General features: G+C 58.7%; 11 protein-coding genes. 2 read left to right on the top strand and 9 right to left on the bottom strand.

The window, feature by feature from the left end; all coding sequences use genetic code 11:
- Positions 1-42: 42 nt before the first annotated feature.
- On the top strand, positions 43-363 hold the full coding sequence (gene trxA / locus MRBLRC7O_RS12540) for a thioredoxin (protein WP_003505361.1): 321 nt from the start codon (positions 43-45) through the stop codon (positions 361-363).
- Positions 364-409: 46 nt separating this feature from the next.
- Here trxA and MRBLRC7O_RS12535 read toward each other — a convergent pair whose 3' ends face one another.
- The 8 genes from MRBLRC7O_RS12535 to MRBLRC7O_RS12500 all read right to left on the bottom strand — a co-directional run bounded on the left by MRBLRC7O_RS12535 (position 410) and on the right by MRBLRC7O_RS12500 (position 8,666).
- The gene (locus tag MRBLRC7O_RS12535; protein ID WP_003505358.1) at positions 410-1,789 is read right to left on the bottom strand and encodes a bifunctional folylpolyglutamate synthase/dihydrofolate synthase; all 1,380 of its coding nucleotides are present in this window, start codon (positions 1,787-1,789) and stop codon (positions 410-412) included.
- Positions 1,790-1,875: 86 nt separating this feature from the next.
- Positions 1,876-2,772: an acetyl-CoA carboxylase, carboxyltransferase subunit beta gene (accD, locus tag MRBLRC7O_RS12530; protein ID WP_003505356.1), complete on the bottom strand. Its 897-nt coding sequence runs from the start codon at positions 2,770-2,772 to the stop codon at positions 1,876-1,878.
- Positions 2,773-2,799: 27 nt separating this feature from the next.
- Positions 2,800-3,639: a tryptophan synthase subunit alpha gene (gene trpA / locus MRBLRC7O_RS12525; protein ID WP_003505355.1), complete on the bottom strand. Its 840-nt coding sequence runs from the start codon at positions 3,637-3,639 to the stop codon at positions 2,800-2,802.
- 4 nt (positions 3,640-3,643) lie between these two features.
- On the bottom strand, positions 3,644-4,864 hold the full coding sequence (gene trpB / locus MRBLRC7O_RS12520; protein ID WP_003505353.1) for a tryptophan synthase subunit beta: 1,221 nt from the start codon (positions 4,862-4,864) through the stop codon (positions 3,644-3,646).
- Position 4,865: 1 nt separating this feature from the next.
- Entirely contained in the window at positions 4,866-5,528 is a 663-nt protein-coding gene (locus tag MRBLRC7O_RS12515; RefSeq protein ID WP_003505352.1) for a phosphoribosylanthranilate isomerase, read from the bottom strand.
- A 102-nt stretch (positions 5,529-5,630) separates the two neighbouring features.
- On the bottom strand, positions 5,631-6,398 hold the full coding sequence (locus MRBLRC7O_RS12510; protein WP_003505351.1) for a M48 family metallopeptidase: 768 nt from the start codon (positions 6,396-6,398) through the stop codon (positions 5,631-5,633).
- Between the two features lie 68 nt (positions 6,399-6,466).
- Complete coding sequence (locus tag MRBLRC7O_RS12505; RefSeq protein ID WP_233282912.1) at positions 6,467-7,699, bottom strand: polyhydroxyalkanoate depolymerase; 1,233 nt, start codon at positions 7,697-7,699, stop codon at positions 6,467-6,469.
- Between the two features lie 124 nt (positions 7,700-7,823).
- Positions 7,824-8,666 (bottom strand): fumarylacetoacetate hydrolase family protein, encoded by an 843-nt coding sequence (locus MRBLRC7O_RS12500; protein WP_003505348.1) that lies wholly within the window; start codon positions 8,664-8,666, stop codon positions 7,824-7,826.
- A gap of 128 nt (positions 8,667-8,794) precedes the next feature.
- Between MRBLRC7O_RS12500 and MRBLRC7O_RS12495 the strand changes: the two genes are divergently transcribed.
- Complete coding sequence (locus MRBLRC7O_RS12495; RefSeq protein ID WP_003505347.1) at positions 8,795-9,397, top strand: nitroreductase family protein; 603 nt, start codon at positions 8,795-8,797, stop codon at positions 9,395-9,397.
- A gap of 105 nt (positions 9,398-9,502) precedes the next feature.
- Here the strand turns inward: MRBLRC7O_RS12495 and gyrB are convergent, their stop codons facing one another.
- Positions 9,503-11,938, bottom strand: a complete 2,436-nt coding sequence (gene gyrB / locus MRBLRC7O_RS12490) for a DNA topoisomerase (ATP-hydrolyzing) subunit B (RefSeq protein WP_003505346.1) — start codon at positions 11,936-11,938, stop codon at positions 9,503-9,505.
- Positions 11,939-12,044 lie beyond the last annotated feature (106 nt).

Genomic DNA, 12,044 nt, shown 5'->3' with positions numbered 1-12,044 from the left:
CACATCGATAGCGGAAAAGATTAGCTGAAAGGAGAGCCAGATATGGCTACCGTAAAAGTCGATGCCGCCAACTTCCAGTCCGAAGTCCTCGAATCCGCCGAACCCGTCGTGGTGGATTTCTGGGCCGAATGGTGCGGCCCGTGCAAGATGATCGCGCCAAGCCTTGAGGAAATTTCGTCCGAGCTGGCCGGCAAGGTCAAGGTCGCAAAGCTCAACATCGACGAAAACCCGGAACTGGCGGCCCAGTTCGGCGTGCGCTCGATCCCGACCCTTGCCATGTTCAAGGGCGGCGAAGTGGCTGATATCAAGGTTGGCGCTGCTCCCAAGACAGCGCTTTCCGCCTGGATTTCCGGCGCCGCATAAGCAATATCGATGGAATGAAAAAAGCCCGGCAGTGATGCCGGGCTTTTTATTGGGGAACCGTGCCGTTCAGGGCAAGCGCATTGCCCGCAAGGTAAAGCGAGCCGCCGATCAGGATGCGCGGCGCTGGTCCTTCGGGATCAAAGCGGCGCGTCAGCTCTTCCAAGGCATGCGTGAGAGACGAGGTGGGTGCCGCAACAAGACCGGCATCGAAGGCGGCATGGGCAAGTACCACGGGGTCGATCGCCGCATCCGTGCCGCCGATCGGCACGGTGAAGACATATTCGGCGATATCGGCGAAGGCCTTGAAATAACCCACCGGATCCTTGGTGTTGATCATGCCCGCAATGATGAAGAGCGGGCGTGCCATCTTTTCCTCAAAGCCAGCCATCGCCTCGGCGATAACCTCGCCCGCGCCGGGGTTATGACCGCCATCGACCCAGATTTCCGCATCCTTAGGGGCCATTTCAGCGATTTTGCCGGACAGGATACGCTGCAGACGGCCGGGCCATTCCACCGTGGTCATGGCCTTTTCGATCATCCGTTCCGTCACCTCGAAACCGGCGGCCTTGACGGCGCGGATCGCGGCGGCGGCATTGGCAAGCTGGTGACGGCCGGGAAGCCGCGGCAGCGGCGCATCGGCCAGACCGAATTCATCCTGATAGACCATGCGGCCGAATTCTTCATGGGCGGAAAAATCCTGCCCGTAGACGGATACCGGGCAACCGAGCCGTTCCGCCGTGGCGACCAGCGTTTCGAGCGCCGCATCATATTCCTGATGACCGATGACGACGGGCGAACCCTTTTTCATGATGCCGGCCTTTTCGGCGGCGATCAGCTCCACGCGGTCACCGAGATAGGCCTCGTGATCGAGCGATATCGGCATGATGACGGAGACCGCAGGATTGTTGATCACATTGGTTGCATCGAAGCGCCCACCCAAACCAACCTCCACGATTGCCGCATCGGCTGGATGTTCCGAAAAAAGAAGGAACATCACTGCCGTCAGAATTTCGAAAACGGTGATCTTTTGGCCTTCATTGGCGACTTCGATGCGACGCAACGCGTCCGCGAAAACAGCGTCGTCAACGAAGCGGCCTCTCTCGCCGGCGACGCCTATGCGATAGCGTTCATGCCAGTTTACGAGATGCGGCTTTGTATGAACATGGACAGGAAGTCCCGCCGATTCGAGCAAGGCCCGGCAAAAAGCGCTGACAGAGCCCTTGCCATTGGTGCCGGCCACATGGATCACCGGCGGCATTCTGTTCTGGGGATTGCCGAGTTTTTCGAGAAGACGGGAAATTCTGTCGAGTGAAAGATCGAACCCCTTGGGGTGGAGCTGCATCAGCTCTTCAATGATCTTTTCGGCCTCACCGATCGCGGGCTTCGTCATGTCTTCCGTTCGCCTTTCAGGCGTTTTGCTTGCCATTTGTCCGCCGCACCAAAAATGAAATCATGCAACGTATAGCATCATCCCGAAGGCAGTTTATGCCTCCGGGCGACATATTTTTTTCCTCAGGCCGAAGCCGCCAGCGGTACGACGGCGTTTGCGTTGTCAGCAGGCGCTTTGGTCATGATCTTGAGCAGATTGGCCAGCGTGTCCGGGATTTCGCGGCGGTCGACGACCATATCCACCATGCCGTGTTCCAGCAGGTATTCCGAGGTCTGGAAGCCTTCCGGCAGCTTTTCACGAATGGTCTGCTCGATCACACGCTTGCCCGCAAAGCAGATTTCGGCGCCCGGCTCGGCGATATGCACGTCACCCAACATAGCGTAGGAGGCCGTGACGCCACCCGTCGTCGGGTTCGTCAGAACCACGATATAGGGCATGCCTGCCTCTTTCAGCATGTTTACCGCAACCGTGGTGCGCGGCAGCTGCATCAGCGAAAGAATGCCTTCCTGCATGCGCGCGCCGCCGGAGGCCGGGAACATGACGAGCGGGCAACGCTCGGAAATCGCACGCTCAAAGGCCTTGACGATGGCTTCGCCGGCGGCAATGCCGAGCGAACCGCCCATGAACTGGAATTCATGCACGACGGCAACGATCTTCAGGCCTTTCAAGTGGCCGACACCGGCAAGGATCGTGTCTTCCTGCTCGGTTTTCGTGCGGCTGTCACGCAGACGGTCGGTGTATTTCTTGGAATCGCGGAACTTCAGAGGGTCCTGCGCTACCTTCGGCTGGACCAGGGCCTCATAGACGCCACCATCAAAAAGATCGGCAAGGCGCGCCTTGGCCGGCATCTTCATATGGTAACCAGAAGCCGGGATGACCCACTTGTTGTCTTCCAGGTCCTTGTGGAAGACCATTTCGCCCGTTTCCGGGCACTTGATCCACAGGTTCTCCGGAACCTCCGGGCGGCGGCCAAGCATGGAATTGATCCGCGGCCGAACGTAATTAGTGATCCAGTTCAACTGTCTACTCCTGACTGGGCCGCGCGCTTATTCCGCAGCGGCAAGGCGCGACGCACGCACGCCCGTTGAAAGTCCTTTTACCAGCGTCGTAACGGCCGGCACGGTATCGGCGGTCGCCTGCCCGTCCTTGGTCAGGCTGCCAGCAATCTGGTTGACGATGGCCGAACCGACCACAACGCCATCTGCCACCGCGCCGATCGCTTTTGCATGATCGGCCGTCTTGACACCAAAACCGACACAGACCGGCAGTTCCGTATGCGCCTTGATACGACCGACAGCGCCCGAGATCAACGAGGGATCGGGAAGCGCCGAACCGGTGATACCGTTCATCGAAACGTAATAAACGAAACCTGAGGTATTTTTAAGGACGGTCGGCAGGCGCTTGCCATCCGTAGTCGGGGTCGCGAGACGGATGAAGTTGATGCCGCGCGCGAGCGCCGGTATGCAGAGTTCATCGTCCATTTCCGGCGGAAGATCGACTACGATCAGGCCATCGATGCCAGCCGCCAGCGCGTCGTCCAAAAACTTTTCGACGCCATAGATATAGATCGGATTATAATAGCCCATCAGCACGATGGGTGTTGCATCGTCTTGCCTGCGGAACTCGCGGGCGAGATCGAGCGTGGTCTTCAGCGTCTGTCCGCCCTTCAGCGCGCGCTGGCCGGCCAGCTGAATGGCCGGACCATCCGCCATCGGGTCGGAAAAGGGCATGCCGAGTTCGATGACGTCAGCACCGGCTTCCGGCAGCGCTTTCATGATGCCGAGCGAGGTCTGGAAATCCGGGTCGCCGCCCATGAAATAGGTAATCAGGGCCGGGCGATTTTCAGCGCGCAGATCGGCAAAGCGCTTGTCCATACGTGCAGTCATGATCTTATACATCCATTCCAAGGAACTTGCTGACGGTGTGGACATCCTTGTCACCACGGCCGGAGAGGTTCATCAGGATGATTTCATCCTTGCCCATCTTCGGCGCGCGCTTGATGACCTCTGCCAAAGCGTGGCTCGGCTCGAGAGCCGGAATGATGCCTTCGAGGCGGGTCAGCATCTGGAAGGCGTCCAGCGCCTCATGGTCCATGATCGGCACATATTCCACGCGGCCGATATCGTTCAGCCAGGAATGTTCCGGGCCGATGCCGGGATAATCGAGACCGGCGGAAATGGAATGACCTTCCTTGATCTGGCCATCCTCGTCCTGAAGCAGATAGGTGCGGTTGCCATGCAGCACGCCCGGCGAACCGGCCGTGATCGAAGCGCAATGCTCGTCACCGGAAAGGCCCTTGCCGCCCGCCTCGACGCCGACGATGCGGACATTCTTGTCATCGAGGAAAGGATGGAAGATGCCGATGGCGTTCGAACCGCCGCCGACAGCCGCAATGACCAGATCCGGCAGGCGGCCTTCCGCCTCCAGCATCTGCGCCTTGGCTTCCTCGCCGATGACCGCCTGGAAATCGCGAACCATTTCCGGATAGGGATGCGGGCCGGCCGCGGTGCCGATCAGATAATAGGTATCCTCGACATTGGTAACCCAGTCACGCAGGGCCTCGTTCATGGCGTCCTTGAGCGTGCCATGACCTGCTGTCACCGGTTTCACCTCGGCGCCCAGAAGCTTCATGCGGAAGACGTTCGGGGCCTGACGGGCTACGTCGGTCGCGCCCATATAAACGACACAGGGAAGACCGAAACGTGCTGCCACCGTTGCGGAGGCAACGCCGTGCTGGCCGGCGCCGGTTTCCGCGATGATGCGGGTCTTGCCCATGCGCTTGGCAAGCAGGATCTGACCGAGGCAATTGTTGATCTTGTGCGAGCCGGTGTGGTTCAGCTCCTCGCGCTTGAAATAGATCTTCGCGCCGCCGAGTTCCGCCGTCAGGCGTTCCGCGAAATAAAGCGGGCTCGGGCGACCGGTATAGTGCGCGCCGAGATGCTTGAGTTCCGCCTGAAACGCGGGATCGGTCTTGGCCTTGTCCCATTCCGCCTGCAAATCCAGAATGAGCGGCATCAGCGTTTCGGCAACGAAGCGACCTCCGTAAATACCGAAACGGCCGTCCTCATCAGGACCAGCACGAAAAGAATTGGGTGTTGGCGCGTCGTTCACTTCAAGCTCCCTTTGGGCCTTTCGACCAATCATTCACCACATCAAAAAATGCATCGATCATGGACAGATCCTTGATGCCCGGCGCGCTTTCGACACCGGACGACAAATCTAGTCCGCTTGCCTTGGTTTCCGCCAGAGCCTCAGCGACATTGTCCTTGTTCAACCCTCCGGAAAGCATGTAATCGATGCTTCCGTCAAGTGATCGCAGGATGGTCCAGTCGAACGAGACGCCATTACCACCCGGCAGGTCGGAGCCCGCCGGCGCCTTGGCATCCAGCAGAAAACGATCGGCTATTCCAATATAAGGGTCGATTTTGGCAAGATCAGCGGCGTCGCGAATGGAAATCGCCTTCATGACGGGCAGGCCATAAAGCGCCTTGATGTTCAGCAACCGTTCCGGGCTTTCATTGCCATGCAGCTGCAGGATATCCGGTTTTACGAGATCAACGATTTCATCGAGATAATCATTATCGGCATCGACGGTGACCGCGACCACCTTGGCGGCGCCACGGGCGGCTTCCGCCAGCCTGCCGGCAATATCGGGCTCGATGTTGCGCGGGCTTTTTTCAAAGAAAATAAAACCGACATGGGACGCACCGCGCCTGACGGCACGCTCCAGCGCTTCCGGTGTCTTCAATCCGCAAATCTTGATATCCGGTTTCATACCCGCGACCTGACATGAAATGCGACAAGAGTCGAGCCAAATCGCACCCATTCCCGATGGAATGTTTCACGTGAATCCAGATGGCGATCCGTGCCGCAGGTTTCAATCGAAATCGATGGCGTGAAGTTTGGAGCCGTGGCGTTTCAGCCAGTCCTTGGCCTCATTGGTGTGCGGGCACAGCTTTTCACACAAGGCCCAGAATTTCGGACCGTGGTTCATTTCGCTCAGATGCGCGACCTCATGGGCGGCAAGATAATCGATGACCTTTTCCGGGGCCATGACGATACGCCAGGAAAAGCTCAAGTTTCCATCATGGGAACAGGAGCCCCAGCGGCTGCGTGTATCCTTCATGCTGATGGACCGCACCGGCCGGCCGGCAGCGCTGGCATGAACGGCGACGAGCCGTTCCAGATCGGCCTTCGCTTCCTTTTTCAGGAATGTCGCGATCCGTCGTCTCAGATGTTCCGGCGCGCCGCTGACTTTCAGAACGTCGACGCCATCGGCGTCTTTCGCGATATGTGTCAGCCCTCGCAGGCTGCCGGTATGGTCAATGCGGTGGGATATGCCTCTGATATCGATGGTAGCGCCCGGACGCAAACCGTCATCGAGGCTGAATTTCAGAAGCTTGCCTTCCAGCCAGCCCTGATGCCTCTCGAGAAAATCATCCACCTGGCGGTGATGCAGGCCCATCGGGATCGTCAGCTTCAACGCCCGGCCGCCTGGTTCTATGCGCAAGGTGATGCGCGTGGCCCGCGGATTTTCCCTGACCGTGATCGGCACCTGCCGGCCCGCCACCGCGACGGTGCGCTGGCTCGGCGCAACCTTCTTTGGCGCCGGTGACTTCAGGGATTTTCTGAGGAGCGAAAACATGAACCCTTCATAGCCGATTCGTCCGTCGCTTGGCCACGCAAATGCATGACACCACCCACCATCTTACGTCAGGCAGTCTGGTGTTTGTGGATAAAATCCAGCATGCGCGGCACGATTTCCTTCCGGAAGCGTGAGCCGTTGAAGACGCCATAGTGGCCGACATCCGGCTGCATGTAATGGGCGCGTTTGTCTTCAGGCAGGTTACTGCAGAGATCATGGGCCGCCTTTGTCTGGCCGACGCCTGAAATATCGTCATTCTCCCCTTCCACGGTGAACAATGCGACATTGCGAATGGCGGCGGGATCGACCGCCCTGCCCCGGTGCAGCATCTTTCCCTTCGGAAGCGCATGGTCGATGAAGACGGTTTCCACCGTCTGCAGATAAAACTCCGCCGTCAGATCCATGACGGCCAGATATTCATCGTAAAATTCGCGGTGCTTTTCGGCGGAATCGCCGTCATTCTTGACGAGGTTGAGGTAAAAATCCTTATGCGCCGTCATGTGCTTGTCGAGGTTCATCGACATGAAACCGGACAGCTGCAGGAAGCCGGGATAGACATTGCGGCCGAAAGCGGGCTGCGGCCACGGCACCTGCATGACGACATTATCGCGGAACCATTCGATCGGCTTCGCCTTGGCGAGACCATTGACGGCTGTGGGATTGATGCGCGTATCGATTGGACCGCCCATCAGCGTCATGGATGCCGGCGCAAATTTATCGCCATCGGCCTCCATAAGCGAAACGGCGGCCAGAACAGGCACGGACGGTTGACAGACGGCGACCACATGCGCGCCCGGACCTATCTCGCGCAGCATCTCGATGACATAACTGATGTAATCGTCGAGATCGAAGGTCCCATCGCTCGTTGCCACCATGCGGGCATCGACCCAATCGGTAATGTAAATATCGGCCGAAGGCAGCAGCGCCTCCACGGTGCCGCGCAGCAGGGTCGCATAATGGCCGGACATCGGCGCCACCAGCAGCACCTTCGGCTCAGGTTGGCGGGCAGGATCGATCTCTTTTTTGAAATGGACGAGATTGCAGAACGGACGCGACCAGACGGTCTCTTCAGCAACGGTAACGGTCTCTCCATCGACAATAGTCGTGGCAAGGCCGAATTCCGGTTTGACATAACGGCGCGTCAGGCGTTCGAAAACCTCGAAGCCGGCATCGAGGCTTCTTCCGAAGGCCGTGCTGGAAAGCGGGTTCATAGGATTGTTGCAGGCCTGGCGCATCATATCGGCACCGGCGCGCAGCGGCGCCATGGCCGCATGGTTCATTTCATAAAGATGGTAGAACACTGATGACGCCTCCCTCGCGATCACGCTCTTTTTTTCAACCATAGCAGCTTTTCGCAGGTGCACAAAATCGAAGGCGCCGGCGGTTTCCCGCCAGCGCCTCACTTTCCGTTGAACGCCGTTGCGATCAGATGTCGGCGACGAAGGTCTGCTTCTGGGAACCGAGGCCCTCGATACCGAGTTCCACGACATCACCCGCCTTCAGGTAACGCGGCGGCTTCAGGCCCATGCCGACGCCGGGAGGGGTGCCGGTGGAAATGACATCGCCGGGATGCAGCGACATGAACTGGCTGAGATAGGAGACAACGTGGGCGACGCCGTAAACCATGGTCTTGCTGGAGCCGTCCTGCATGGTCTGGCCGTTCACCTTTAGCCACATGCCGAGGTTCTGCGGGTCGGTAATTTCCTCTTTCGTCACCAGCCAGGGGCCGATGGGGCCAAAGGTGTCGCAGGACTTGCCCTTTGTCCACTGGCCGGCACGCTCCGTCTGGAAGGCGCGTTCGGAAACATCATGCGAAACGCAATAGCCGGCAACGTAGTCAAGAGCATCGGCTTCCGAGACATATTTGGCGGTCTTGCCGATGACAACACCGAGCTCGACTTCCCAGTCGGTCTTCTCAGAACCGCGCGGAATGGTGACGTTGTCATTCGGACCGACGATGGCCGAGGTCGCCTTCATGAAAATGACCGGTTCCGGCGGTACGGTGGCACCCGTTTCGGCGGCATGGTCGGAGAAATTAAGGCCGATGCAGATGAATTTTCCGGTTCCCGCAATGCAGGCGCCGATGCGGTCTTCGTTCAGGACTGGAAGCGTGCTCAGATCGATCGCGGCGATCTTTTTGAGGCCCTCGGGAGAAATGGCGTCGCCGCCGATATCTTTCACATGGGCGGACAGATCGCGGATTTTTCCTTCCGCGTCGAGGATTGCAGGTTTTTCCTGGCCGGGCTGGCCAACACGCATCAATTTCATGGAACTCTCTCCCGGTTGTCAGACAAGGTGATGCATATATGAACGATGCATTCATACTTGTCACCCCTTGACTGCGCCAAGTTTCGAAAAATACCTTTTCCTTCCCGTCAATCAAAAGGACATGGCCCGTGACGAACAGCAATTCCCGGCAATCCGAATATCCCGTTGATCCCCTCTTCCTTGATCGCTGGTCTCCCCGCGCCTTCGACGGCAACACCATGCCGCCCCAGCATCTGATGACCATTCTGGATGCGGCGCACTGGGCACCCTCCGCTTCCAACTATCAGCCATGGCGGTTTGTCTATGCGCACAAGGATAGTGAAGACTGGCCGCTCTTCGTGGAACTGCTGATGGAAGGAAACCAGCGCTGGGCAAAAAACGCCTCCGTGCTGCTCTTCGTCATTTCCCGCGACCATAACATCTCGCGCGAAGGTGAGAAAAAGCCATCCGCGACCCATTCCTTCGATGCGGGTGCTGCCTGGTTTTCGCTTGCCATGCAGGCGCATCTGCTCGGGTACCACGCCCACGGCATGGCCGGCATCTTGAAAGACCAAATCGTTGAGAGGCTAAATATTCCGGAAGGCTACAGGGTGGAGGCCGGGGTCGCCATCGGCACGTTGACCGACAAGTCCGTTCTTCCTGATGATCTGGCGGAACGGGAAGTACCGAGCAAGCGTCTGCCTCTTTCAGACGTGGCTTTTGAAGGACGCTTCACGGGCAAGACCGACTGATATCAGCTTGTCCGCACAAAACAAAAGGCCCGGCGGAAATTGACCGCCGGGCCTTTTGTTAAAGTTTCGTTTCACGTGAATCGTTACGCGAACTGCTCCACAGGATTAAATGTCGAGGTTTGCAACGCTCAGCGCATTTTCCTGGATGAAGTCGCGGCGCGGCTCCACTTCGTCACCCATCAGGCGGGCAAACAGGCCGTCAGCATCGGTGGCGTCGTTGACCTTGACTTGCAGAAGCGAGCGAACATTGGCGTCAAGCGTCGTTTCCCACAGCTGCTCGGCATTCATTTCGCCAAGACCCTTGTAGCGCTGCATGGAAAGACCCTTGCGCCCGGCCGCGAAAATCGCATCCAGCAGCGCGCGCGGACCAGCCAGTTCCATCGTGCCATCCTTGCGTTGCAGGACCGGCGGCGTGACGTAGATATCGCGCGTGCGGGCCGCGAGCTGATCGATATGGCGGGCATCGGCCGAACCGAGCAGGCCCATATCCAGCGTCGAGACTTCCTTGACGCCACGCACCATGCGCTCGAAGCGCAAACCGCCATCCTGCAGCACGGTGCCGGACCAGCCGCGTTCGGTTTCTTCCGCAATCATGTCAAGACGCCGCGCCACTTCGGCAACGGTTTCTTCGGCGCGGGCGGCATCGGCCGAAAGCTCGGGGTTCAGCGCGCCGGCAATGGCAGCCTGTTCCACGATCGAGCGGCTGTAACGGGAATGCAGCCCGTCGATCAGCGAGCGCATGCGCAACGCATCCAGAATGACTTCGCGAAGATCGGCGCCGACGCGCACTTCGCCAGAGCCGAGGGTCAGCGATGCTTCCTCGATACCCATGGAGATCAGGTACTCTTCCAGCGCCTTTTCATCCTTGAGGTACTGCACGGATTTGCCACGCGTGACCTTATAAAGCGGCGGCTGGGCGATATAGAGATGGCCGCGCTCGATCAGTTCCGGCATCTGGCGGAAGAAGAAGGTCAACAGCAGGGTACGGATGTGAGCGCCGTCGACGTCAGCATCTGTCATGATGATGATCTTGTGGTAACGCAGCTTGTCGGCGTTGAACTCGTCCTTGCCGATGGACGTGCCAAGTGCCGTGATCAGCGTACCGATTTCCTGGCTGGACAGCATCTTGTCGAAACGGGCGCGTTCAACATTGAGGATCTTGCCACGCAGCGGCAGGATCGCCTGCGTTTCGCGCGAGCGGCCCTGCTTGGCCGAACCGCCAGCGGAGTCACCCTCAACGAGGAAAAGTTCGGATTTCGCCGGATCGCGCTCGGAGCAGTCGGCAAGCTTGCCGGGCAGAGAGGCAATATCGAGCGCACCCTTGCGGCGCGTCAGTTCGCGCGCCTTGCGGGCGGCTTCGCGGGCAACCGCCGCTTCCACAACCTTGCCGACGAGGATTCTCGCGTCGGACGGATGTTCTTCCAGCCAGGTGGAGAGCGCTTCGTTGACGAGGCTTTCCACGACCGGACGCACTTCGGACGAAACGAGCTTGTCCTTCGTCTGCGAGGAAAACTTGGGGTCGGGAACCTTGACGGAAAGAATGGCCGTCAGACCTTCGCGGCAGTCCTCACCCTGCAGGCTTACCTTTTCCTTTTTCAGGATGCCGGAAGTTTCGGCATAGGAGGTCACCTGACGGGTCAGCGCCGCGCGGAAACCGGCCATATGGGTGCCGCCGTCGCGCTGGGGAATGTTGTTGGTAAAGCAGAGCACGTTCTCGTGGTAGCTGTCGTTCCACCAGAGCGCGACCTCAACCGTAATGCCGTCCTTTTCGCCCTTGATGGCGACAGGCTTGTCCACCAGCGGCTTCTTGGCACGGTCGAGATAACGGACGAAGGCTTCGAGGCCGCCATCATACAGCAGCTCTTCCTGCTTGATATCAGAATGGCGCTTGTCGGTGAGCAGGATGCGCACGCCGGAATTCAGGAATGCGAGCTCGCGCAGGCGATGCTCCAGCGTTCCATAATCATAGTCCGTCATGGTGAAGGTTTGCGGGCTTGCAAGGAATGTGACTTCCGTGCCCGAACGGCCTTCATATTCGCCAATGACGGAAAGCGGCGCATCAGCAACGCCATGGGTGAAGCCGATTTCATGCAGCTTGCCATTGCGGCGGATTCTGAGCTTCAGCCAGACCGAGAGCGCATTGACCACCGACACGCCCACGCCATGCAGGCCGCCGGACACCTTGTAGGAATTCTGGTCGAATTTACCGCCCGCATGCAGCTGGGTCATGATGACTTCGGCGGCAGAAACGCCTTCGGAAGAATGGATGTCGGTCGGAATGCCGCGTCCGTTATCCGTCACCGTCACGGAGCCATCGGCGTTCAGCGTCACCGTCACCAGATCGGCATGACCGGCGAGAGCCTCGTCGATGGCGTTGTCGACGACTTCATAGACCATGTGATGCAGGCCGGAACCGTCATCGGTGTCACCGATATACATGCCGGGCCGTTTGCGCACGGCATCAAGGCCCTTGAGAACCTTGATCGAATCGGCTCCATATTCCGCATTCGCGCCGACTTCGCTTGACGATGTTTCGGTCATAAGTACTCTTTCCAAAGTTTTCCTGGCCAGGTTTCCAGTGAGAAGGCCTGAAGCCAGCGAATCACTCAAATCCGACATGCGACTATAGAAATTCTACACCCAATCC

This window comes from Agrobacterium radiobacter (assembly GCF_040801995.1).
Lineage (GTDB): Bacteria > Pseudomonadota > Alphaproteobacteria > Rhizobiales > Rhizobiaceae > Agrobacterium > Agrobacterium radiobacter.
The sequence above is the reverse complement of the archived record's forward strand: the minus strand, read 5'-3'. Positions and strand labels throughout refer to the sequence as shown.

Bases quoted from the DNA above. Each gene is read 5' to 3' on its own strand.
- trxA (WP_003505361.1), top strand. From the start codon at position 43: ATGGCTACCGTAAAAGTCGATGCCGCCAACTTCCAGTCCGAAGTCCTC.
- MRBLRC7O_RS12535 (WP_003505358.1), bottom strand. From the start codon at position 1,789: ATGGCAAGCAAAACGCCTGAAAGGCGAACGGAAGACATGACGAAGCCC.
- trpA (WP_003505355.1), bottom strand. From the start codon at position 3,639: ATGACTGCACGTATGGACAAGCGCTTTGCCGATCTGCGCGCTGAAAAT.
- MRBLRC7O_RS12515 (WP_003505352.1), bottom strand. From the start codon at position 5,528: ATGAAACCGGATATCAAGATTTGCGGATTGAAGACACCGGAAGCGCTG.
- MRBLRC7O_RS12510 (WP_003505351.1), bottom strand. From the start codon at position 6,398: ATGTTTTCGCTCCTCAGAAAATCCCTGAAGTCACCGGCGCCAAAGAAG.
- MRBLRC7O_RS12500 (WP_003505348.1), bottom strand. From the start codon at position 8,666: ATGAAATTGATGCGTGTTGGCCAGCCCGGCCAGGAAAAACCTGCAATC.
- gyrB (WP_003505346.1), bottom strand. From the start codon at position 11,938: ATGACCGAAACATCGTCAAGCGAAGTCGGCGCGAATGCGGAATATGGA.